19 protein-coding genes are annotated in these 25,125 nt (G+C 35.7%); 16 read left to right on the top strand and 3 right to left on the bottom strand.

The window, feature by feature from the left end; all coding sequences use genetic code 11:
• The first annotated feature begins 32 nt into the window (after positions 1–32).
• Genes PATL70BA_RS04200 through hslO form a run of 3 tightly spaced genes read left to right on the top strand, consistent with a single transcriptional unit; the run spans position 33 to position 3,092 of the window.
• Complete coding sequence (locus tag PATL70BA_RS04200) at positions 33–1,424, top strand: MATE family efflux transporter (RefSeq protein WP_125136208.1); 1,392 nt, start codon at positions 33–35, stop codon at positions 1,422–1,424.
• 47 nt (positions 1,425–1,471) lie between these two features.
• Positions 1,472–2,206: a class I SAM-dependent DNA methyltransferase gene (locus tag PATL70BA_RS04195; protein WP_243115964.1), complete on the top strand. Its 735-nt coding sequence runs from the start codon at positions 1,472–1,474 to the stop codon at positions 2,204–2,206.
• 1 nt (position 2,207) lies between these two features.
• Positions 2,208–3,092, top strand: coding sequence for an Hsp33 family molecular chaperone HslO (gene hslO / locus PATL70BA_RS04190; RefSeq protein ID WP_125136206.1), 885 nt, complete (start codon positions 2,208–2,210; stop codon positions 3,090–3,092).
• 882 nt (positions 3,093–3,974) lie between these two features.
• Here the strand turns inward: hslO and typA are convergent.
• Positions 3,975–5,798, bottom strand: coding sequence for a translational GTPase TypA (typA, locus tag PATL70BA_RS04185; RefSeq protein WP_125136205.1), 1,824 nt, complete (start codon positions 5,796–5,798; stop codon positions 3,975–3,977).
• A 962-nt stretch (positions 5,799–6,760) separates the two neighbouring features.
• Here typA and PATL70BA_RS04180 point away from each other — a divergent pair.
• The 13 genes from PATL70BA_RS04180 to rplT all read left to right on the top strand — a co-directional run bounded on the left by PATL70BA_RS04180 (position 6,761) and on the right by rplT (position 23,502).
• Positions 6,761–7,159 (top strand): bacteriohemerythrin, encoded by a 399-nt coding sequence (locus tag PATL70BA_RS04180; RefSeq protein ID WP_125136204.1) that lies wholly within the window; start codon positions 6,761–6,763, stop codon positions 7,157–7,159.
• Between the two features lie 221 nt (positions 7,160–7,380).
• Positions 7,381–10,404: an AAA family ATPase gene (locus PATL70BA_RS04175; RefSeq protein WP_125136203.1), complete on the top strand. Its 3,024-nt coding sequence runs from the start codon at positions 7,381–7,383 to the stop codon at positions 10,402–10,404.
• Between the two features lie 199 nt (positions 10,405–10,603).
• Positions 10,604–14,827 (top strand): alpha/beta fold hydrolase, encoded by a 4,224-nt coding sequence (locus PATL70BA_RS04170; RefSeq protein ID WP_125136202.1) that lies wholly within the window; start codon positions 10,604–10,606, stop codon positions 14,825–14,827.
• A 479-nt stretch (positions 14,828–15,306) separates the two neighbouring features.
• Positions 15,307–16,329, top strand: coding sequence for a LacI family DNA-binding transcriptional regulator (locus PATL70BA_RS04165; RefSeq protein WP_125136201.1), 1,023 nt, complete (start codon positions 15,307–15,309; stop codon positions 16,327–16,329).
• Positions 16,330–16,441: 112 nt separating this feature from the next.
• A complete protein-coding gene (gene deoC / locus PATL70BA_RS04160; RefSeq protein WP_125138402.1) occupies positions 16,442–17,110 on the top strand; it encodes a deoxyribose-phosphate aldolase in 669 nt (222 codons plus the stop codon).
• An 18-nt stretch (positions 17,111–17,128) separates the two neighbouring features.
• Positions 17,129–18,052 (top strand): ribokinase, encoded by a 924-nt coding sequence (gene rbsK, locus PATL70BA_RS04155; RefSeq protein ID WP_330510218.1) that lies wholly within the window; start codon positions 17,129–17,131, stop codon positions 18,050–18,052.
• A 21-nt stretch (positions 18,053–18,073) separates the two neighbouring features.
• Positions 18,074–18,472 carry a D-ribose pyranase gene (gene rbsD / locus PATL70BA_RS04150; RefSeq protein WP_125136199.1) on the top strand — a complete coding sequence of 133 codons (399 nt, stop codon included), beginning with the start codon at positions 18,074–18,076 and terminating at the stop codon, positions 18,470–18,472.
• 40 nt (positions 18,473–18,512) lie between these two features.
• Positions 18,513–20,018 (top strand): sugar ABC transporter ATP-binding protein, encoded by a 1,506-nt coding sequence (locus PATL70BA_RS04145; protein ID WP_125136198.1) that lies wholly within the window; start codon positions 18,513–18,515, stop codon positions 20,016–20,018.
• Positions 19,987–20,976 carry an ABC transporter permease gene (locus tag PATL70BA_RS04140; protein WP_125138401.1) on the top strand — a complete coding sequence of 330 codons (990 nt, stop codon included), beginning with the start codon at positions 19,987–19,989 and terminating at the stop codon, positions 20,974–20,976. Before PATL70BA_RS04145 ends, PATL70BA_RS04140 begins: the two co-directional genes overlap by 32 nt.
• Positions 20,977–21,013: 37 nt before the next feature.
• Positions 21,014–21,976, top strand: coding sequence for a substrate-binding domain-containing protein (locus tag PATL70BA_RS04135; protein WP_125136197.1), 963 nt, complete (start codon positions 21,014–21,016; stop codon positions 21,974–21,976).
• 427 nt (positions 21,977–22,403) lie between these two features.
• The gene (infC, locus tag PATL70BA_RS04130) at positions 22,404–22,907 is read left to right on the top strand and encodes a translation initiation factor IF-3 (RefSeq protein WP_125136196.1); all 504 of its coding nucleotides are present in this window, start codon (positions 22,404–22,406) and stop codon (positions 22,905–22,907) included.
• A 20-nt stretch (positions 22,908–22,927) separates the two neighbouring features.
• Complete coding sequence (gene rpmI / locus PATL70BA_RS04125; protein ID WP_125136195.1) at positions 22,928–23,125, top strand: 50S ribosomal protein L35; 198 nt, start codon at positions 22,928–22,930, stop codon at positions 23,123–23,125.
• A gap of 23 nt (positions 23,126–23,148) precedes the next feature.
• The gene (rplT, locus tag PATL70BA_RS04120) at positions 23,149–23,502 is read left to right on the top strand and encodes a 50S ribosomal protein L20 (protein WP_125136194.1); all 354 of its coding nucleotides are present in this window, start codon (positions 23,149–23,151) and stop codon (positions 23,500–23,502) included.
• 92 nt (positions 23,503–23,594) lie between these two features.
• Here the strand turns inward: rplT and PATL70BA_RS04115 are convergent, their stop codons facing one another.
• Together PATL70BA_RS04115 and PATL70BA_RS04110 are read right to left on the bottom strand one after the other, a co-directional pair.
• Positions 23,595–24,542, bottom strand: coding sequence for a hypothetical protein (locus tag PATL70BA_RS04115; RefSeq protein ID WP_125136193.1), 948 nt, complete (start codon positions 24,540–24,542; stop codon positions 23,595–23,597).
• Between the two features lie 2 nt (positions 24,543–24,544).
• The gene (locus PATL70BA_RS04110) at positions 24,545–24,934 is read right to left on the bottom strand and encodes a PadR family transcriptional regulator (protein WP_243116004.1); all 390 of its coding nucleotides are present in this window, start codon (positions 24,932–24,934) and stop codon (positions 24,545–24,547) included.
• Positions 24,935–25,125: the final 191 nt, after the last annotated feature.

Here is a 25,125-nt window from a genome sequence, read left to right as displayed (position 1 = left end):
AAACGAGCATTTTAGAAAGTGGAGGCACAGCAATGGAAAAGAACAAAATGGGCATAGTACCCATACCTAAACTTATTATCAGCATGTCCTTACCGGCTATTTTTGCCATGATGGTACAAGCTATGTATAATGTGGTGGATAGCATTTTTGTCTCCAGAATCAGTGATACCAACAACGATGCCTTAACGGCCATATCCTTAGCCTTCCCCTTGCAACTCATCGTTATAGCGGTGTTTGTAGGATTAGGCGTGGGCATGAACTCAAACATATCAAGAAAACTCGGGGAAAAAGATCATAAGACGGCTGTTTTGATAGCAGAACATGGTGTTGTCGTTGGTGTTTTTGTGTACAGTATTGTAGCAATACTGGGTACACTGTTTGCCAGAGATTTTTTTGTACTCTTTACAGACAACACAATGGTCATCGATTATGCCACATCGTATACAAAGATTATCATGATGTTTGCTTTTGGCAGAATACTGGGGCAAGTCGGTATGAGCGTGCTTCAAGGAACAGGTGAAATGATCAAACCGATGATCGCCATGCTCATTGGAGCAGTACTGAACATTATACTAGATCCGATTTTGATATTCGGTCTATTTGGTGTACCGGCTATGGGTATTGAAGGAGCAGCCATTGCAACCGTCGTAGCTCAGATTATATCCATGATATTTGTTTGGTCGATTTTGCTATTTGGTAACAACATCATTAAACCCGACCCTAGAAATTTTAAGTTAAAGCTATCGATTGTTAAGCAAATTCTTGTAGTTGGGATACCGGTATCCATTATGCAAGGTTTAGGATCTATTATGCTTACCGGTTTTAACTTGATTTTATCAAAATACGGTGATCTGGCTATTGATGTAATGGGTTCCTATTTCAGATTGCAATCCTTAGTATTTATGCCGATTTTTGGGCTTTCAACAGGGACCATGCCAATTATAGGTTATAACTTTGGTGCAAAAAACAAAGAACGCCTTCTTGCTGCTATTAAGTTCAGTACCATGGTGGCTGTAAGCTTTATGATTTTTTGTTTGCTGATCTTTCAAATCTTTCCCACATCACTTTTGGGACTTTACAACGCCAATGCAAGGATGCTTGAACTTGGGGTACCGGCATTTAGAACAATTAGTCTAATGTTCCCCTTGTTAGGTGTCAGCGTTATACTCAGTACAGCCTTTCAGGGATTGGGTAAGGCCCATTATAGCCTCTACATATCCATGATAAGGCAATTGGTTATTCTATTGCCTGCCGCTTATATCCTTGGAGAATTTGGAGGTCTTCGTGCTGTGTGGTTTGCTTTTCTGATTGCTGAGATTTTTGGTGTGACCATGGTACTGCTTCTGTTTGGAAAAACCTATGCCAAAAGCGTTAAGGATTGGCCAGTTATAATGGAAAATGAAAAAGTAAGGATTCAGTCATAAAAAATAGAAAGAGGGTGAAGGCATTGGCTTCCTATGAACAATTTGCCATGATTTATGATAGTGCACTTAATGAGCTACCTTATGAGGTGTGGCTTACATATATAGAATCTATATTTGAGAAATTCAAACTTAAACCGGAGCTCATCTTGGACCTGGGTTGTGGGACGGGGTCTATGACCAATTTGATGGCCAAGAAGGGTTATGAAATGATTGGTGTAGATCTTTCTGAAGATATGTTGGCCATTGCTAGAGATAAGGCTAAGGAAGATAATCTGGAGGTTATGTATCTGAATCAGGATATGAGCGAACTGGATCTTTTTGGAACGGTAGATGCAGTGATTTCAGTAGGTGATGCGCTCAATTATATTACCTTTGATGAAGATTTGGAAAAAACTTTTGAAAAAGTAAATCTTTTTTTAAACCCCGGCGGCCTTTTTATATTTGACATGAACACCGTCTACAAGTTCAAAGAGGTACTAGGGAACAAGACGTATGCTGAAAATCATGAAGACTATGCTTATATTTGGGAAAACTATTACTACGAAGATGAAGCCATTAATGAATATGAAGTAAATGTTTTTATAAAAAACGAAGACGGTTTATACGAAAAATCAACAGAAGTACATCATGAGCGAGGCTATGATCCCCAGGAAGTGATAAAGTGCCTTGAAGCATCAGGTTTAAAGCTTTTAGGTCTCTATCATGACAATACTTTTGAGGATCTAAAGTCAACCACCCAGCGTATGTATTTTGTCGCACAAGAAGTCATGAAGGAGAAATAAGATGTCAGACTATATAGTAAGAGTGACAGATAAGGACCATCAAGTAAGGCTCTACGTCGCCATAACAAAAGAGCTGGTAGAAAGAGCTAGAAGTCTACATAAGACAAGTCCTGTAGCCACTGCAGCCCTTGGAAGAACCCTTACCGCTGGCGCCATTATGGGCAGTATGATGAAAGGGGACAAAGATCTATTGACCCTTCAATTTAAAGGCGATGGGCCTTTGGGCGGGGTTTTAGTTACAGCAAATTCAGATGCTATTGTAAAAGGCTACGTCAATCGACCCGATGTGGACTTACCACTAAAGCCCAACGGTAAACTGGATGTATCCGGCGCTCTAGGAACCGGTTTTCTTAATGTGATCAAAGACATAGGGATGAAAGAACCCTATAATGGACAAATTGATCTTATCAGTGGCGAGATTGCAGAAGATCTGACCTACTACTTTGCAAGCAGTGAGCAAACGCCTTCGGTAGTAGCTTTAGGCGTTCTTGTGGATAAAGACTATACCGTAAGACAAAGTGGGGGCTTTATTCTACAGTTGATGCCCGGTGCCAAAGATGAGGTTATTGACAAGATTGAAGCCAATATTAAGAAACTACCGTCCGTGACAGCTATGTTGGATGCTGGTGCCGATGGTGAGGATATAGCGCGTAGAGTAATGGAAGGACTGTCTTTAACATTTCATGAGAAAGTCTATCCAAGATTTGAATGTGACTGCTCTAAGGAAAGGGTTGAGAAAGCCTTAATCACGGTGGGATCCGATGAGATAAAAGATATGATTCAAGAAGGCAAGCCCATTGTTATGTCCTGTCAGTTCTGTAACACAGAATATAGCTTCGATTTGGGCGATTTGAGAGATATTTTAGACAGGATGAATATAGTGTAAGAAATCTGTTAAATTAGAGATTGAAATAACTGACTATAGGGTGTATAATAAGACAAAGGTAACTTCCGGAATACCTTTTTAAACGGATAAATGTACGTACGATTAATGTATCTGACCGAAAAGGGAGTGGATGTAAAGTGAAAATGCTCCAGACGGTAGGACCAATACGAGCAGTTTAATTAGGCCCCTGAAGTATAGTAGAGGGGCAATCAGCAACATATTGTGGTTAAATAGGCGCAAAGAAGCCGTTTAATGACTGTACGTTAGATAGACATATAAGTGACGATTGAAGTAGCAATTGTATATGGTCTCTACAGCGTATATATGGAAGTTCATAAGTATGTTGTGAATATGAATCAGTTAGCAACACAATTCTTAAGTTTAGATGATTGTTAGATTGTTTGAAAAGGGTAAAATGGTGAACATCCCCATTGCATTGTAAACCCGAAGTTTTGCAACAAAGTAAGTGTTATGTAATATGTAGTAAAGATTTATTGTAAAGCAGTATGTACATGCAACAAATTCATATGATTCACAGTAATATGTAATATGTGTAGTATATGTAGTATGTGTAATATATGTAGTATATGTAACTGAACAATGAATTTTGTAATATGTAGTTTGTAGTATGCAGTATGTAACTGTAACAATGTAGCAATGAAGTATAGAAGTATGTAACTGTAGTTTTATAATTCTGACTTTGTAGTTGTAATTTGCAATAGTATGAGTAGTATGTAACATGTAGCATTATTATTTTGTAAATCTAACAGGATAAACGAGAGAATTGCATGAAATGAAATTGAATATTGAGTAAATATAATGCGAAGGTCATATATGACCTTCGCATTTTTGTAGAACTATATAGTTTTATGCTTAAATAATTTATGATGTTTTGGTACTGTTTTTATTGGCACGTAATCGTTCTGTTTCTCTTAGGATTTTCTTACGAAGACGAATGCTGTCCGGTGTGATTTCAACCAATTCGTCATCAGCAATGAATTCAAGAGCTTCTTCTAGAGAAAAGATCTTTGGTGGTGCCAGCTTGACAGCGTCGTCGTTACCAGATGATCTTGTATTCGTTAACTTCTTATTTTTTGTTGGGTTAACAGACATATCGTCTTTACGGGAATTAATACCAATAATCATACCTTCGTAGACTTCTGTTCCGGTATGAATGGTCATAGTAGCACGATCGGATAAGTTATTAAGAGAATAAGGGGTAGCGATACCTTGCTCACCAGAGACAAGAACACCATTATTTCTACTTGGAATCTCACCTTTATAACGTTCAAATCCTTCAAAGGAACGAACAATCGTAGCTTCACCTCTTGAATCTGTAATCATTTCAGAACGGAAACCAAGCAGACCTCGTGTAGGTGCTATATATTCAATTTTGGTAAAACCATTTTCAGAGATCATATTCTCCATGGTACCTTTTCTATTGTTTAGAGAAGAAATGGCCATACCTACATAAGAATCCGGTAAAGTAATTAGGACACGTTCTATAGGCTCTACGGTCTTTCCATCTTCCTTGTGCATGATAACTTCAGGCTTTGAGACACTCAGCTCATAACCTTCACGTCTCATATTTTCAATGAGTATGGATAAGTGTAACTCACCACGTCCGGAGACTTTATAACCTTCAAGGCCGCCAAGGTCTTCTACTTTTAGACCCACGTTGACTTGAAGTTCTTTTTCCAGACGGTCTCTAATATGTCTTGTGGTTACGAACTTACCAACACGACCGGCAAAAGGTGAGCTGTTAACCAAGAAATTCATGGATAAAGTCGGCTCTTCTATATGAATCATTTCCATACCTTGCACATTGTAGATGTCACAAAGGGTCTCACCGATGGATAAATCTGCAATCCCGGCAACAACCGCGATATCACCACTAAACAGCTCGTCTTTTGGGGTTTGTTTTAGGCCTTCATAACAAAAAAGCTTCAGAACCTTACCGGTCGCAACACTACCATCTCTTTTTGTAATCGCGACCTGTTGGCCGGCTTTGATTGTGCCTTTTGTAACACGTCCGATACCCAGTCTTCCGATATAATCATCATAACCAAGAGCAGATATTTGCATCTGTAAAGGTTCATCGTCATAATCAGGATAGGCATCGACATGATTAATGATGGTTTCAAAAAGAGGTTTCATATCACTACTTTCTTCACCCATCTCATTTATAGCATAACCATCCCTTGCAGCACCATAGAGCACAGGGAAGTCGAGTTGTTCATCGGTTGCGTCAAGATCTACGAAAAGATCGAAGGTCATATCCACAACTTCTTCAGCACGTTCATCTTTTTTGTCGATTTTATTAATGAATAGAATGGGTCTTAGATTCATTTCCAAAGACTTTTGAAGTACGAATCGTGTTTGTGGCATTGGACCTTCGCTGGAGTCAACCAGTAAGATAACCGTATCCACAGTCTTCATAATACGCTCAACTTCGGAAGAAAAATCCGCATGACCAGGTGTATCTACAATATTTATTTTATAATCTTTATAACGAATTGAACAGTTTTTAGAGTAGATCGTTATACCACGTTCTCTTTCAATGTCGTTGCTGTCCATGACACAATCAATGACCTCTTCATTTGCTCTAAATACACCATTTTGGTTTAAAAAAGTGTCAACCAACGTGGATTTGCCTGCATCGACATGGGCAATAACGGCAATGTTAATGATTTTTTCTTTACTCATAAAATCCTACTTTCTAAATAACTTTATACGTCGTAATTTATTCTTAGTATCCAATCATATAGTTTAACCGCCTATCGGTCAAAAAGCAAGTTTATTATGCCTTAAAAGGAAAAAACTGGCATAACCAATAAAAAAAATCATAATAAGGAAAGGTTATTGGACATAATAAAGTCCGTTATAACATGTGTATCTTCAGTTTATAAAATCATTGGCTACTAAAGTAGGTTGATTTTGTGTGGTGTAAAGCTTAATATAGATGACTAAAGTAATTCATGTATGTTACCATAGTGACTAGAAGCTGTTTTAATATAAGACTATAGTAGTTTCAGAAGGTATGTTATGTATAACAAAGAAACAGCATCAACAACGTATAATAATGATGTAAGAATTTTATTACTAAAGGAGAAGATAAAATATGGCTTTAGGTATATTCATTGTGGTATCAACAATTGTAATGCTTTTAACGTTTATTGGAATCATATTTCTAGTTAAATTAGTGAAAAAGAACTAGTTTATGTTTTCTTTAAAATTATAGACTGAGTTTGCTTTGGGTAATGAATCTGAATTAATGAAGTACATAGAAAATATATGTTTAGATACAGAAGAATCAGACTTACGTACTGTCAATATCAACAATATGGGGGGTGTTTGGTGTGATTCATCATTAAATAGATATCCTCTAGTGTCAGGTCATTCAAGCTGGTACCTTTTGTAAGAACCCTTATTATCAACTCATGATTCACCTCAATAGCACCTTTTGTTCCAATCACCGAATCCATCTGGATAATTGCAATATCCGGATTTTTATTAACAAATTAAAATACAAAGTGACTTATTAAGAATCGATTCATAGTCTACATCTAAATAACTTACCATAGATTCAAGACAACCTTGACAAAAGCCGGCTTGGTGATACAATCTTATTAAGGAAAAAACTTAATAGACTGACGGAGGTAGTAGACATGTTATGGCAAGAAAAATTTTCACTTGGAATACCTGTAATCGACGAACAACATAAGCAATTGGTGGATCTGGTTGAAGAAGTCAAAGCACTCATTCATGACGCTGAAGATGGCGTGGATTGTTACGATGATATCACCTATGTACTTGGGAATCTGAAAGACTATACAATTACTCATTTTGCAGATGAAGAAGCCATGATGGAAGCACATGGTTACAATAAAATCAATGCACACAAGATGGAGCATGCAGCCTTTGTTGCCAAAGTACAAGATTTTCTGAGCAAAGATATTGACTTTAATCAGATGTCCGTGCTTGAAGATCTTGTGACCTTTCTTTTAGATTGGCTCATCGATCATATCTTAGTGACTGACAGTCAATATGTTGGTGTAGTTAAGTAAATCAATTTCTTAATGTGAATGGTATATTTACGAACATTTGAGAAACAGAAGGGTTCATATTGAGCCCTTTTTTGTTGGATTTTTTTGTTTGATACGATTGATAAGCAATAAAGATTAAGTGGATATATTGATAGCAAAGAGATTATTGTGGTACTATAATTAAGAATGACAAAGGGTTTTCTAGATTTCTCGGTAAACACCTTGACAAAGGAGATAGTGATATGAACATCATTAATGCAAAATTTAGCCCAACAGCGATAGAAAAAGCATTTATATTACGTTCAGAATTACTTGAAAAAATGACAAGAGATAAAAATAAGAATGTGATATTTGTTACAGCGCCTGCAGGTTATGGAAAAACAACATTACTATCTCAGTTCAACCATATGACCGATGAAAAAGTAATGTGGTATCATTTGGATATGTTTGATAATGAGATTCTAACATTTATGACCTATTTATCAGAAGGTATAGCAAGATGTCTTGGTAAGCATCAAGAGGATATTGTACCTTTTTTGAATGAAAGGTTAGATCAAGGCGACATCAAAGGGCTGGTAGCTGATTTGTTAAATTACTTATCACAAAAGTCTCAGGATCCTCTATGCATTATTTTTGATGATTTTCACTATCTAACAGAGGACCTCATTCATGAATGCATAGCAGTATTTATTAGATACTTGCCATCAAATATTCGTGTCATTATTGCATCAAGGACCCAACCAGCACTTGATTTGGATTTTTTATTGACCAGTCATCGTTTTGCAGAAATTAGTATTGAACAATTGAAGTTTTCTCAAGCAGAAGAAAATACCTTTATTGATAAAATCAAACCGAATCATCAAGAAATATATAATCAAGAACTCATCCGGAAAAATAATGGGTGGCCCTTTGGGCTTAATCTCTTACAACATGCAATAAGTGAGAATCTTGTAAGTGGCTATGAGATTCAAGAACTCTACAAAAAATGTTTTGATAATATATTTGAAATGTTTGACGATCAAGAATTTTTACTCTCAACCTGTCTCTTAGAGATATTAGATGTTGAGGCATGCAACTATATTACCAATAGAACCAATGCTTATGAAACGCTTAAAATGATGTCTGGAAAAGGTCTTTTTATCAGCAAAATTCACTCGGGTGTGTTTAAATATCATGACTTATTTAGAGATTATTTGCAAGAAAAAGTATCGAATAAAAAAGAGGTTTATGAAAAAATAAGTGCCTATTATATCTATAGAAATAATACTCTAGAAGCCATTGATTATTTACTCTTATCAAGAGACTATGATGGGGCAGATGCTCTCTTGAAAAAAGGCCAGTACACATATGTTTCTATTGCTTATTACTCAAAAATCTATCACTGGGAAAAGAAAATATCCACAAAAACAGCCTATGAATATGGGAGCTTTTCACTCATCAAAGCATTAATAGCCCTTAAGAATCTAGAGGTAGAAAGTGGAAGACAATTTATTAAAAATGCACGCATACTTTTCTTAGATCAAAAGGACGAAGAAGGCTTATTAAAAGCAGATATTATATGGGTGAAAGTGTTGCGTATGGAATACAAAGCTGATGAAGCCTATGCCCTTGCTAATGTGATTTACAAAAAAATACATAATCGACCATTAGATGAAAAGGTGGATGTTTTAAGTGAAAAATTATATATCAGTGCCTTTTTAAGCAGGGTAGATGAAGAGTTTATTGTATTAAAAAATGAAATATTATCAATAAATGAAAATCATATAAAAACTTCTGAGGTACAGGCATTTGCGCTCTTGGAATATGCGGCTTATTTAATTGGAGAATATCGTACGGCTATGTCCGTTCAAGCGAAGTATCGTGATAAAATATCTCCGCTCAACTCAATAATTTATACCATACGCATCTATATGGTTTGGGGACATCTAGAAGAAGGTAAAACCTATGTATTAAAAGAAATCGACAATGCCAAGCGATTTGGGTTAAATGCCAATTTGCCGGAGCTTTATGGTATTTTGGCAGAACTGGAATTTCATCATGGTGAATATGGACATGCTGAAAAATATTTCAAAGAAACAATGAAGTGTTTCGTAGACAAAAATAATAATTTGTACCATTTAAGTACATTTACCTATGCAACGATGTTGGCTTTTTTGGGACGCAAGGATGAAGCTTTAGAAATGGTAAGCAAGTATTATCCTCGTATACCTAAAGATAACCATTTAGGTTTTATGATGGTGGATATGATGTTATCTCAAATGTATTTAATTCTAAAGGATTATGACTTGGCGATTGAACATGCTAAACGGGCAATGGTACCTTCAGAAGCTTTTGGTACAAAACTCTATGTGGCAACCCTGAGTGCTGTTATTGCAACTGCGTATTTGGCTAAGGGTGATGAAAGAAATGTCCTTAAGTACGCACAAACAACGATGGACTTATCTGAAAGTGGCTATTACATTCAGGACTTTATGACTTTTTATGAATATTACAAGCCTTTGTATCATTTTTGTTTGCAAAACCACATACACACAACATTTGTAGAAGAAATTAAAAATAGGGTAGGTCAAGGGCTAATGGAGCAAGAAACGAACGATTCAGAAAAACTGTATGTTCGCTTTTTTGGTGATAATATTGTAAAGGCAGGCGGAAAGCTTGTTCGTTGGCGAACGGTAAAAGCGAAGCACATCTTTTATTACTTACTTTATCATAATAAAACAGGCGTCACCAAGGACAAGCTTATGGACACTTTTTTTGAGCATTATGATTTAGACAAAGCCAATGGTAATATAAGGACCTCCCTTACCTATATTAGAAAAGCAATGCAAGATGTTGGGTTTGAAGAGATCATATGGCAAGCCAATAGCCGTTACTTTATTAATGACAAGATTATTACGACGGATTTAATGCATTTTAACCAACATATTGAAGATTTGAATCATACAGATGAAGATCTAATTTTGTCTGCAAAAGCGCTAAATAATATCTATAAAGGTGCTTTTTGTGAGGATATTGATATCTATGAATTTAATCTGGAAAAGGAAAAGTATTATAATACGTTTCAAAATGTAATATTAAAAGCAGTATCATTACTTGAGGAAAAGAAGGATTATAAAGAAGCCCTTAATTTTATGAATATTCTGATCCAACACCAAAACTACAATGAAAGCTATTACCAGAAAAAGGCAGAGTTGTATCATATAATGGGTAATCAGGTTATGATGAAAAAAACGGAAGAAGAATTATGGCGGATTAAGGAAAAATAAAATATTTCATATACTACACATATACTTTTATGGGCTGTCTCAAAATCCGAGACAGCCCATTTTTGTTAACAATTGGTTGATGAATTGTTAACAAGCATTCGTGTACCATAATAAATTAGAAAGCCAATTAACAGAAGGGAGGAGGCAATTAGGAACACAGCTTTTCCATGCATTTAATATATTATATTAGGAGGCGTAAATGATGAAAGGATTTAAAAAAGGTGCAAAAAAACTCATTGCAATCATACTATCATTAGCAATCAGTATACCGGTATTTACAATCAGTGTTTCAGCCAAGTCAGACATTGAGAACCATTGGGCAGGAAATACGATCAAAGAATGGATGAATAAGGGTTTAGCCGGGGGCTATGGGGATGGCTCCTTTAAACCGGATAACAGTATTACAAGAGCTGAATTCATGAACCTAGTTAATAATGCATTCGGTTATACTGCAGAAGTAGAGATTCAATTTAGTGATGTGACAGAAGGCGTTTGGTATTATAACGTTATTCAAAAAGCAGTTGCGGCAGGATATCTTGGGGGTTATCCTGATGGTACAATGCAACCGAATAATCTTATTTCAAGACAAGAAGCAGCCATCGTCATTGCAAAAGTTAAAGCATTGACACCAAACACAGATGCTGGTATGAATTTTAAGGATTCTAGTGAAATGGCATCATGGAGCAGTGGCTTTATAGGTGCGCTTGTAGAAGCAGGATTAATGGGTGGTTACCCGGATGGTAGCTTTAAGCCCACGGCTCAAATAAAGCGAGCAGAGGCTATTGTCGCTCTTAATCATGCCATGGGAACCATAATTTATAATAAAGCAGGGACATATGGTCCGGTAACAGGTGCTGAGACTATTGAAGGTAATGTCGTTGTTAAAGCAGATGGGGTTATACTTCAGAACCTGAGTATTACCGGAAGCTTGATCATAGATGAAGCGGTAGGACAAGGCGATGTTACTTTGAATAATATTATCGTTAATGGAGAAACCTATATTAGAGGCGGAGGCGAAAACAGCATTCATATTAATGGTGGTCAGTATAATAGGATCATTATTCAAGAAACAGCTGGTGGTAGAGTTCGAATCGTAGCCATTGATGTAGAAGGTGCAGATATTGTAATCGCAGAACAAGCAGCAGGAGAGACAATTGTTCTTGAAGGAAAGTTTGATAGTGTTCTGTTGCAAGCAAATCAAGTTGCGTTACAAACACACGGCAATACTGAGATATTATCTATGACCGTATCAAAAGATATTAAAGACAGTACAATTCTGATTGGCGCAAATACAACAGTTACAAAGCTATCCATTGAGTCACCATTAAAAGTAAGTGGTGATGGTAGGATTTCGACTGTTGATGTAAAATCAGGGGGTGTCATTTTCGAAAAGGCACCTATAGAGATGAATGTAACAGAAGGGATTCAATCTCCTGTTGTTGAAAACACTTCAAATAATACGGGTGGAAGTAGTGGTGGCGGCGGTGGAAGCAGTACACCTAGTACACAAACGATAACGGGTGTACTAACAGCCTCCGCAGGAACACCGGATTTGTCAGTTGCTTCGATTCAATTAAAGCAATCAGGTGTCAATGTTGGATCTATGATTCATCCGGCAGCTAATGGTACATATAGTATGAATGGTGTTACAGCAGGTGCTAATTATACAATCACTGTAAGTTTAGAGGGTTACTATGATTTTACAACGGCTGCATTTGCAGTGACGCAAGGCACCAACGTCACAGGGAAAGATCTTCAAGTCGCAAGAAAAGAACCCATCATTACAACAGCTACACCTGGGGAATATACGACGATAGCAAGAAATACAGCAGGATTAACATTAACGATTGATCTAACTTCAGGCAAAGTTTATGATATGCAAGTCGAGAATCTAGGGCATACCTTTGCAGAAGCTTTAACGGTAGAGGATGTAAACAATTGGGATATTGACACAGGTACGACAGGTTTAACCTTTGGTGCTATAACGAGAATCAATGATACCCAAGTAGAAATCAGCTTTACCGGCACAGCATCAGAAACAAGAGCATTTACCATACAGGCATTAGACACAGCGATTACTGGTGATTATGCCTTTGATAGTAATGTTTTACATTTTAGTGTTGTTGATGACGGTTTTATGAATGATGCAACAGGTACAAAGCAAGTTTATTATGCGGTCAACACGGATGTGACAGACTTGAAAGGTGTCGTTGTATTATCACATGGTCTGGCAGAACATCTTGGCAGGTACAATGAACTTGTAGAGGCACTTAATGCAGCGGGTTATGGTGCCTATAGAGTGGATCACAAAGGTCATGGAAGAACAGGTATTGAAAACGGTGATAAAGGTATTGTGGGCGCTTATAGTGAATACTATGAAGACCTAGACTTGATTGTTGAAAGGGCACTATCTGAAAACCCAGGCAAGCCTATTTATATGTTAGGGCATAGTATGGGTGGATTAATTGCAGCAATGTATGGTGTGACTTATCCGGATAAACTGGATGGACAAATCTTATCAGGAGCAGCGACTGGCCCTTATTACTTAAATTTCGGAGCTGAAGATGCTTTTTATAGCCAATTTGGTGGGAATGCATTATACATGCTACCAAATAGCTTAACAAGTACTGTAAGTCGATATCCGGCAGTGCAAAACTATTATTTTGTAGATCCGTTAAGATTAACTGAGTTTTCAGCACAACTATACTGGCAAACCTTTGCAGGTGGATCGAAATACTTAACGGATCAAATAGATGACGGGCAGTACACCTATCCAGCATTGATTATTCATGGTGGCGATGATCGAATTGTTTCTAAAGCTTTTTCTGAAAGCCTATACAACAATATTGATTCAGCGGATAAAGAAATAACCATCTATGACGGTTTATTCCACGAATCACTCAATGCAAGAAATGAAAAGGCAATCGTCATGAGTGATATTGTTGATTGGCTGGATGCAAGGAATCAATCTGTAACTGGAACATTAACAGTTTCGGCAGGCATGCCGGATTTAAGAGAGGCCACACTTCAGCTTAAAAAAGACAATATTATCGTTCGTACACCAATTCACCCATTAGCAGATGGAACTTATGATGTCTCAGGAATGACTGTAGGAACAGGATATACAGTAACAGCCTCCTTAGAAGGCTATTATAATTTTACAACAGCCGCATTTGAGATTACGCAAGGAACCAGTATTATAGGTAAGGATATTCAAGTAGCAAGAAAAGAACCCATTATTACAACCCAAAACTCAACAACCATTACAAAAAATGTTAGTGGGGCAAGCATTGTCATTGATTTAACATCAGGAGAAGATCATCCTGCGCAGATCATAAACTTAGGTCATACGTTTGCAGATGAAGCAACTGTGACGGACCCAGCTAATTGGACGGTATCGACGGGAACAACAGGATTAACACTTGAGTCTATTACTAGAAATACAGATACCCAAGTTACTTTTTCCTTTACAGGAGATGCAACCAATGCGCGCTCCTTCAGCATTCAAGCTGCAGCAGGAGCGATAACAGGTCCTTATGCATTTGATAGTAATGTATTAACGTTTAGCGTGGTAGAAGATGATTTAATAGTCGACGCCACTGGAGCTAAAGAAATATATTATGCAAAAAATATTGAAGTTGATGGACCTATGAAGGCAGTGGTAGTAATTGTACATGGCCTAGCAGAACATCTTGGCAGATATAATGAAACAACAGAAGCCTTAAACGCTGCAGGCTATGGCGTATATAGGCTAGATAATAAAGGACATGGAAAAACAGGTATCGCGAATGGAGACTCAGGGAATGTTGAAGCATTTGCAGAATATTATGAAGACATTGACATAATAGTAGAAATGGCAAAGTTAGATAATCCAGGCAAGCCGGTATATATGTTAGGGCATAGTATGGGTGGATTGCTTACGGCAGCATATGGCGTAACTTATACGAATAAGCTTGCCGGACAAATCATATCTGGTGGCGCGACAGGACCATATTATACGGTTTTTGGTCTAGATGATGAAGCGTTTTATGCAGCAGTAGGTGGGGCCGGAGCCCTTGTACCAAATAGCTTAACAAGTACTGTAAGTAGATATCCAGCAATACAAGCATATTATTATGTTGATCCATTACGTCTAACATCCTACACAAGAAAACTCCAATGGGAAACTTTTGGAGCAGGATCAAAATATCTGGAAGATCTAATAACAGATGGTAATTATACATACCCAGTATTTATATTCCATGGTGGCGATGATCGGATTGTTTCCAAAGCATATTCAGAAAACTTGTATAATAATATTAGCTCTGGAGATAAAACTCTAGAAATATATCAAGGACTATTTCACGAATCACTCAATGCAAGAAATGAAAGGTCAATCGTCATGAGTGATATTATTGATTGGCTTAATGCAAGAGTTGACTAACTTGTCACAAATAAGATACTTTAGAGCTCTAGTGGAAACACTAGGGATCTAAAGTCAAGCTATAGACAAAGTAGTAACTAAAGATGAAAATCTTGAGGTTGCTACTTTTTTTACTTCCATATCAGTAGTTCGTATGAAAACCCTTATGTAGATTGGTTACAACGGCCTCCGATTTCCACATCCATATGGAAAAAGTCGGCGGACTACATCCCTGTAGCCTTGCTTATGCAAACAATCTACTCCAGGAACTTCATACTTTAATTAGCATGTTCAATGCAGCCGGAATTTGTCAGGCTAGTCAGTAACCCTAGTTCATCAAAACAATTTTGTTTATTAATACATATAAATCTTGATTTAAATTAAAATAATAGGCAAAAATTATAAAAAAGTATTTACAATCAATATAATACATGTTAATATAACATATGTAATCGGTTACACATTAGAATTTTGAGTACAATATAACAAGGAGTTTTTGTATGAATATAAAAGATATTGCAAAAGCCACAGGAGTTTCATCTGCAACTGTATCAAGAGTTATTAATAATTCAGGATATGTTAAAGAAGATACTAGAAAAAAAATAATGAAAGTTATAAATGATAATAATTATATTCCGAGTGCAGTAGCTAGAAGCCTAAGTATTCAAGATACGGCTAGTATTGGAGTTATCATACCAGATATTGAAAATCCATTTTTTTCTAGTGTAATAAGAGGCATAAGCGATGTTGCAGAAAAGAATAACTATAACATTCTATTTTTTGGAACAAATGAAAATCAGGCTATAGAGCATTCTTATTTAAAAACTGTGCAAGGGCAAAGATTGAAAGGTGTTATAATAACACCTATTTCAGAAAATGATATGGAAACCAGAGAATACTTAATTAGATTAAATAATTCGGGAGTTCCAGTAGTATTAGTCGATCGTAGTATAAGAGATACAGAATTTGATGGTGTATTTATTGATAATATTCAAAGCGCATATGAAGGCGTTGAATCTCTAATTCATGCAGGTCACAAAAAAATTGCTATAATTACGGGTCCTGAAACATCGAAGCCTGGTAAAGAACGATTATTAGGTTATAAAAAAGCTATGAAGGCTTATAAATTAGATGTTCTGGATAAATATATTGCTCAAGGTGATTTTAAAGTAGAAAAAGCATATAAAAGGACTAAAGAGTTGCTTGAATTATCTATGCCACCAACAGCTATATTTACATCAAATAACTTAACAACATTAGGTTGCTTAAAATATTTAACAGAGAAAAATTTGGAAATTGGAAAAGATTTATCAATCATGGGTTTTGATGATATTGAGACTTTAAAAATGATTGATTTCAAATTATCAGTTATAGACCGTGATGCAAAACTTCAAGGACAAGAAGCGATGAAATTGCTTATTGAAAGACTTGAAAATAAGAATTATCAATCTGAGTTCAAAAAAATTATATTACCACACAGTGTCATATTAAGAGGTTCAGAACAAATAATAAAATTAATTTAATAAAATAAAAAATTTTACTACAATAAGTAACCGGTTACACATTTATTGTTATTTGTTTATTGAGTTATTGTTAACCAGAATATATAAATAAGAAAGAGGTATATGAATGGCTATGGATATTGCGAGAATGATTGATCATACAGTATTGAAAGCGGATGCTACTAGTGAAACAGTAGCTAAGTTATGCGCTGAAGCAATAAAATATAACTTTGCTTCAGTATGTGTTAATACTTGTCATGTGAAGTTGGTTTCAAAAATTTTAAAAGGAAGTACAGTGAAAACGTGTTGTGTTGTTGGATTTCCATTAGGTGCAATGATAACATCTGCAAAGGCATTTGAAACAGAAGAAGCTATTCGACTTGGAGCTGAAGAAATTGATACAGTTATAAATATTGGAGGCGTAAAAGACGGTAATTATGAACTTGTATATAAAGATATTAAAGCTGTGGTAGACGCTGCAGGAAAAAAAGCGATAGTAAAAGTAATAATTGAAACATGTCTACTGACAAATGAAGAAAAGATAAAGGTGTGTGAAATATCAGTAAAAGCAGGAGCAGATTTTGTGAAAACATCTACAGGTTTTAGTACGGGAGGGGCTACAGTAGATGATGTAAAATTGATGAAAAAAACGGTTAATGGAAAAGCATTAGTTAAAGCTAGTGGAGGTATAAAAAATCAAGAGGATTTAAATGCAATTATTGAAGCAGGAGCTGACCGGATTGGAACAAGTAGCGGCATCGCATTAGTATCTGGTATTTCAAAAAATGATAATACCTATTAAACATAAATGGAGGCAAAAATGAAAAAAAAAGTAATGGTATTTGGAAGCTTTGTAGTAGATTTAATGGCAAGAACACCTCATTTGCCAGTGGCTGGTGAAACAGTGATAGGCAGCCTATTTAAAATGGGGCCAGGAGGAAAAGGTTTTAATCAAGGAGTTGCAGCACACAAAGCCGGAGCTGATGTAACCATGGTTACTAAATTAGGGAAAGATTTATTTGCAGAAGTAGCTTTGGATGCAATGAAAACTTTGGAGATGGATACAAGCAGCCTGTTTTATTCAGAAGAGATAGAAACAGGATCGGCTTTAATTATGGTGGACGAAGAAACCAGTGAAAATAAGATAGTAGTGGTTTTGGGGGCGTGTAGCGCAATAGGTGATAAAGAAGTTGAATCAATTTCAGAGATTATAGAAGAATCGGGTTATTTATTAACACAGTTAGAAACAAATATATCTGCAGTTGAGAAAGTCATTGACATAGCCAAGAAAAATGGTGTGAAAGTCATTTTAAACACTGCACCGGTACAACCGATTAGTGATGTAATTCTTAAAAAGGTTGATATTATAACACCAAACGAAGTTGAAGCGGAAATTTTAACGGGAATATGCATTGATAGTCAAGAAAGTGCAAGTAAAGCAGCTGATTGGTTTTTTGATAAGGGCGTAAAAAATGTATTAATAACCTTGGGCAGTAGAGGTGTTTTTATTGCATCAGAAAGCAAACAAGAAATAATTCCAGCATATAAAGTAAAAGCGATAGATACAACAGGTGCAGGAGATGCTTTTAATGGAGGATTAGTTGCGGCATTAGCTGATGGAAAAGACTTATGGGAAGCAGCAAGATTTGCAAATGCTCTTGCAGCTATAGCTGTACAAAGATTAGGAACAACCCCGGCAATGCCAACAAGAAAAGAAATCGAAGAATTTATTTCAAATAACTAGTAAAAAAAATGGAGGAAAAAAATGCTTAAAAAAGGAATTCTTCACCCACAATTAGCAAGAGTTTTAGCAGAAATCAGACATATGGATACTATTGTAATAGGGGATGCTGGACTGCCGATACCTAAAGGCGTTGAACGCATAGATCTAGGCTGGAAGGAAGGTAATCCAGGATATTTAGATGTTTTAGAAGAAATATTAAAATATATTATCGTTGAAAAAGCAACTTTTGCATTAGAAGCTAAGAACTTTAGTTTAGACTTTCATAATAAATCATTGGAACTTTTACCAAAAGAAATCCCTGTTGATTATATAAACCATGTAGAACTTAAAGAACAAAGTAAAATGGCAAAAGCCATTATTTTAACTGGAGAGTTTACACCTTACACAAATGTTATTCTAGTTGCAGGATGCGCATATTAATTCAATGATTCGCATTAAAAGTACTCAAAGGGGGAAGAAAATGCAAAATAAGAACCTAATACTTAAGTTGGATTCAATTGTTAAAGTTTTCCCTGGTGTGAAAGCTTTAGACGGAGTTCATTTGGATGTTAAACAAGGTGAAGTTCATGCACTTTGTGGTGAAAATGGTGCAGGAAAATCCACTTTAATGAAGATTATATCAGGTGCGCAGTCATACACATCAGGTAAGATGTACATGGAAGAAAAAGAAGTAAAGTTCCATTCCACAAAAGATGCAGAAAATAAAGGAATAGCAATGATATATCAGGAGTTTAATATGATTCTAGATTTATCTGTTGCAGAAAATATGTACTTAGGCAGACTACCTAAAACAAAAATGGGTAAAATAGATTGGAAAACACTTTATAATAATGCACAAGAAGTATTGGATAAACTCGGGCTCGCGTTTAACTGTAAGACAAAAGTTAAAAGTTTATCAGTAGCTGAAACACAAATGGTTGAGATCGCAAAATGTTTAACCATTGGAGCTAAAGTCATAATTATGGATGAACCAACTGCTGCTTTAACGGATGATGAGATGAGGGTATTATTTGCAATAATTGAAGATCTAAAAAAGAAAAATATTTCTATTCTTTATATATCTCATCGTATGGATGAAATATTCCAAATATCAGATAGAATAACAGTTTTAAGAGATGGCAAATATATAGCGACTAAAAATATTGGTGAGACAGATTATGATGATGTTGTATCAATGATGGTGGGTAGAAGTCTAGATAACTTATATCCAGAACGTAACTATATACAAAAAGAGGTTGTATTAGAGCTACAGAATATTAACAGTAAACTTATCAAAAAATTAAGTTTAGAACTTCATAAAGGTGAGGTATTAGGAATAGCTGGATTGATAGGATCAGGAACAATCGAATTATCAAAAATTATATATGGAGCATTACCTATGAATAGTGGGTCAATTCTTATTAATGGAGAAATTAAAGATTGCTCTTCGCCTATAAAGGCATTAGCTGCAGGTATCGGTTTCGTATCAGATGACAGAAAACAGGAGGGATTAGTTTTAATAAGAAATATAAAAGAGAATATATCTCTTAGCTCCTTGAAGAAACTAACAAAAGGTATACATATTGATAAAAAACTAGAAATGCAGCAAATAAATAAACATGTAAAACAATTAAATATAAGAATAAGTAGTGTATTACAAAATACTGGCAATTTAAGTGGGGGAAATCAACAAAAAGTTGTTTTTGCAAAATTACTAGAAGCAAACCCTTCTATTTGGATTCTAGACGAGCCTACAAGAGGTGTTGATGTTGGTGCAAAAGCTGAAATATATACTATTATTGATCAATTAACTAAACAAGGTAAAAGTATCATTCTAATCTCAACGGATTTACCAGAACTCATAGGAATGAGTGATAGAGTCCTTGTTATGAGAGAAGGAAAAATCGTGATAGAATTTGAAAAATCAAAAGCAAATCAAGAAAATATTTTGGCTTATGCATCAGGAGGTGTTAACGGAAATGAATAGTCAACTAAAGAAAAAATTGACCATACAAATTAATGTATTTAGATCTGTTTTAATTCTGTTTATTATATGTGCATTTGCAGCAATCTTATCACCAGATTTTTTAAGTACTTCAAATCTATTTAATGTTTTTAAACAAATTGCAGTAGCAGGTATAGTAGCCAGTGGTATGACTTTTGTAATATTAACAGGTGGAATAGATCTCTCTGTAGGATCGATTTTGGGATTGGCAGGAGTTATGTCAGCAGGGGTGCTTTCTTCAACTGGTGATCCAATATTAGCAGTATTAACAGCACTTGGTATTGGTATTGCGTGTGGTTTTGCTAATGGACTACTTATAGCTCAATTTGGAATACCTCCTTTTATTGCAACATTAGGTATGATGACGTTGTTAAGAGGATGTGTATTGGTATATACAAAGGGGTCACCAATACCGGTAAAAGTTGATTCTTATAAATTTATAGGTAAGGGAAGCTTTTTTGGGATTCCAGTTCCTATTATTATTCTAATCATATTATTTGCATTAGCACATTACATATTAACTCAAACAGCATTTGGACGAAGTGTATATGCATTTGGCGGCAACAGAGAAGCATCAAGGCTTTCAGGTATTAACACTAAAAAAACTGAGTGGATGGTATATGTTATAAATGGTCTCATGTGTGGGTTGGCTGCTATAGTATTAACTGCGCGACTGGGATCTGCGCAATCAACAAGCGGCTCCGGGATTGAAATGGATGCTATTGCTGCTGTAATTTTAGGTGGTACAAGTTTGAGTGGTGGAACGGGATTCGTTTTACCAACAGTAGTTGGTGCAATGATTATGGGGATCATAGACAACATTCTAACGCTAATGAACGTTAATCCACATGCAACAAATATTGTGAAAGGTGCAGTTATTATAATAGCAGTGCTAGTTGACAAAAAGGTAAAAGATTTATCTGCTAAAGCAGAACAATAAATCTCAATACATAAAAAAGAAAAGGAAGGTAATAATTATGAAAATGAAACTAACTGCAACATTATTATCAATGATTCTCATTATGACAGTTTTTCTCGTGGGATGTGCATCAAGCAATGAGGCAACTGAACTACAGGCAGAAGCAGAAGATGGTTATATTATTGGCTTATCGATGAACACTCAAACAAATCCATTTTTTGTAGATGTAAAAGACGGGGTTCAAAAAGCAGCAGATGAAAAAGGAATAACACTTTATATTACAGATGCTCAAGATGATCCATCTATTCAAATGAAAGATATTGAGAATCTAATTACAAAAAAACCTAATGCGATTATTATTGATCCTTGTGATTCAGATGCTATAGTTGCAGCAGTTGAAGCCTGTAATGAAGCAGGAATTGCGGTATTCACAATGGACCGCCAGTCTAATGGAGGAGAGGTAATAGCACATGTTGGATATGATGCTATTAAATCCGGTAAAATTGCTGGACAATTTCTTGTAGATACATTGGGTGGAAAAGGTAAAATCGTAGAAATACAAGGTATTATGGGTACAAATGTTGCACAAAACAGATCGCAAGGATTTAATGAAATTATTTCAGAAAACCCAAATATGGAAATCGTATCAACACAAGTGGCCGATTTTGATAGAGCTAAAGCGATGAGTGTTATGGAGAATATTCTTCAAGCTAATAAAGAAATCGATGGTCTTTATGCTGCAAATGATGAGATGCTTTTAGGAGCCTTAGAAGCCATTGAAGCCGCTGGTAGATCAGAAGAAATAACTATGATTGGTTGTGATGCAATTGATGATACGTTGGAAGTAATAAAAGAGGAGAGAGTAGAGGCAACCATAGCTGAACCCCCATTCTTTCTAGGAAAAGCTATATTGAATACAGCTTTTGATTATCTAAACGGAAAAGAAGTTGAAGCCAATGTTATTCTTGATAATAGCTTAGTGACTATTGATAATGTAGAGACATTAGTTACAAAAGAATAAAGATTATTTTTTGAAAATTGGAAAAAGATTCAGTGTGAATTGTAAAACATTCATGCTGAATCTTTTTATCTTGTTAAAAGAAATAATAATGTTAGATAATTTTAGTATAAATAAGTTGCAAGATTAGCTTGGAGTTATACATAGTATTAACAAGTCTCCGACAGTAAATTAACACGACCAAAAATTTAAAAAACATTGACAGGTCACCCGTGACATGTTATGATTACACAGATAAAAGAAGAAGAGTATCCACTCTCACCTTAGAACTTCGTGTTCCTTTGGTTCATATGAGTTATTAACTTGGCAGTGCCAAGTAGCTTATATATGTGGGTAGATCTAGGTCTAGCTTTTTTTTATGTTTATTCTTGTAAAAAGCAGACTCAAACAACAGTATACCATATGGAGGTGTCCGACTATTAGCGAACAAATGATTAATGAGCAAATCCGAGACAGAGAAGTACGTGTTATTGATGAAGATGGCGGTCAATTAGGCGTCATGACATCAAGAGAAGCGTTGAATATAGCCAAGGAAAAGAACCTTGACTTGGTAAAAATCGCGCCAAAGGCGAAACCGCCCGTTTGCAAGATTACAGATTACGGAAAATTCAAATATGAGCAAACGAAAAAAGACAAAGAGGCACGTAAGAAACAAAACATTGTAACTCTTAAGGAGGTGCGACTATCTCCGAATATTGAGCAACATGATATTAATACAAAGCAGAAAAATGCGATTAAGTTTTTATCAAAAGGTGACAAGTTAAAGGTTGCCGTTCGATTTAGAGGTAGAGAATTAGCACATACAGCTATTGGTAGAGATATCTTATTACAATTTGCAAAAGACTTGGCGGAAATAGCGGATATCGAAAAATATCCTAAAATGGAAGGTCGTAGCATGGTTATGTTCATGACCCCCAAAAAAGATGTCAAGTAATTTATAAGGAGGATTAAACAATGCCAAAAATGAAAACACACCGTGGTGCAGCAAAAAGATTTAAAAAGACCGGTACAGGAAAAATCGTGAGACATAAAGCTTATACAAGCCATATTTTAACGAAAAAAAGTCCTAAGAGAAAAAGAAATCTAAGAAAAGCAACCATCATGTCCGCATCAAACGCAAAAGTAATCAAGAAATTATTACCATACTTATAATAGATCGTTAGGAGGTTTAAAACATGGCAAGAATTAAAGGCGCAATGCATACACATAAAAGACATAAAAGAGTATTAAAATTAGCTAAAGGTTATAGAGGTGCAAAATCCAAGCAATTTAAAACAGCTAAGCAAGCAGTTATGAAGTCAGGTATGTACGCATACATCGGCAGAAAGCTTAGAAAAAGAGATTTTAGAAAACTATGGATTGCAAGAATCAACGCAGCAGCTCGTATGAATGACATGAGCTATTCTCAACTTATGCACGGTTTAAAAGTTGCAGGTATCGAAGTGAATAGAAAAATGTTAGCCGAAATGGCTGTAAATGATGCTCCGGCATTTGCAAAACTTGTAGAAACAGCAAAAGCAAACGTATAAGCACCATTCTATAGACAAGACAATAAAGCAGCTATATTTGAATCGAAATACATTCAAATATAGCTGTTTTATTGTGAACCTTTTTATACTATTTAGGATTGAACGATATAGAGCTTGATAAACTTGATGGCTTTTCCAATGCTTTCTATCACACCGATAATGGCAACCAATAAGATGACGGCTCTAAACCCAATGAGGGATGTGTAATTAAGATAGAGTGCTGGATTGAAAACCATTCGAAAGAGCAAAGTAGCACTCAGAATCTCAATCAACAAATCAAATAAAACCATTTTTTGGGTTTGGGTGCCATACATAAGGTTAAGAATATGATAGATGATTTCACCAAACCATAAGGCACTCAGTGGTATTAAGTAAATCTTAAACAATTCAATGTTGAGATTATGTCCTAGCAAACCGGATGGACGAAAAGCATTTTCAGCAATAGAGGGTAAGAAGGGCATCGTATTGATAATCACAATAAATACAAGTATGAAGAAAATGGAGAGACCGCTTTCAATCTTAGATTCCCCTTCAGGACCAATATGGATATCAGCCAAATCTTTTGGGGTCCAGTCATCCTCTAGATCGATATGATGATCGTCATTCAAACGTGTCAGTATCATAAAACCAATACCTACCCAGGCTATAGCGCTTAAACTTGCACCTATGATGTGTGCGATGGTCCTAGCAATATCTACGATAATTTTATTGGGTGTTAAGTCACCTTCAAATAAATCAATGACAAAAATGATAGTAAAGGCAATACTTAGGGCAAAAATAATGAGTTTACTGATAAAGAAAAACAAGTCTGTGTAACCACTTCCTATGACAAGGTTATTTTCTTTATACCGATTGGCCACTTGACGAGGCGTACCATAAGCGGTGATGGCAGCTTCTAACTCTTTTTGAGTGGGGTTTTCCCCGTAAGTTGCCTCAATCTCATCAAGTAGGGAAGCATAAAGCTCTTTTTTAATCTCTTTACGACTATTATAAGGCAAGTGCTTGCCGATTGCGTAGATGTATTGTTCAATAAGTTTCATAGTTAGACCTCCTCTAACATTGCATTAATAATTTTATTTGTTTCTTGCCAATGAGCGGTTAAGTCGCTCAGAACTTCAAGTCCCAGTGGGCTGATTTGGTAGTACTTTCGTGGTCGTGATTCCGTCGTATCCCAACTGCTGCTAAGTAGTGCCTGTTTTTCAAGTCTTCTAAGAAGTGGGTAGAGTGTATTTTGTTCGATGTCAATACCGAGATTTTGCAATGCCTGTACCAAAGAATAACCGTAAGTAGATTCTTTGGTGTTTAGAAGGACACTTAATACCAAGGTGCCTCTTTTTAGTTCCCCAACCAGATTTGTTATAATAACGTCTTTTTGACTCACATAATCACCAACTTTCTTACTGTTAAATCTATTATACTGTACAACACACACTATTGTCAATAATAAATCATAGTACGATAAATAAGCAGTAATTGTCATACTATATTATAAAATAGATGTAGAAAAAAGCATATAAATAGGAGAAATCCATTATTAACGAGAGAAACATCTGCAAGGGTATATTATTAGTACTACCAATGTAGTAGAATAATAGTGAGAACAGCAGAAAAGAGTTGTAAGGA

It is taken from the genome of Petrocella atlantisensis, from assembly GCF_900538275.1.
Lineage (GTDB): Bacteria > Bacillota > Clostridia > Lachnospirales > Vallitaleaceae > Petrocella > Petrocella atlantisensis.
Note: the sequence above shows the minus strand (reverse complement) of the source record. Positions and strands in the feature narration are given on the sequence as shown.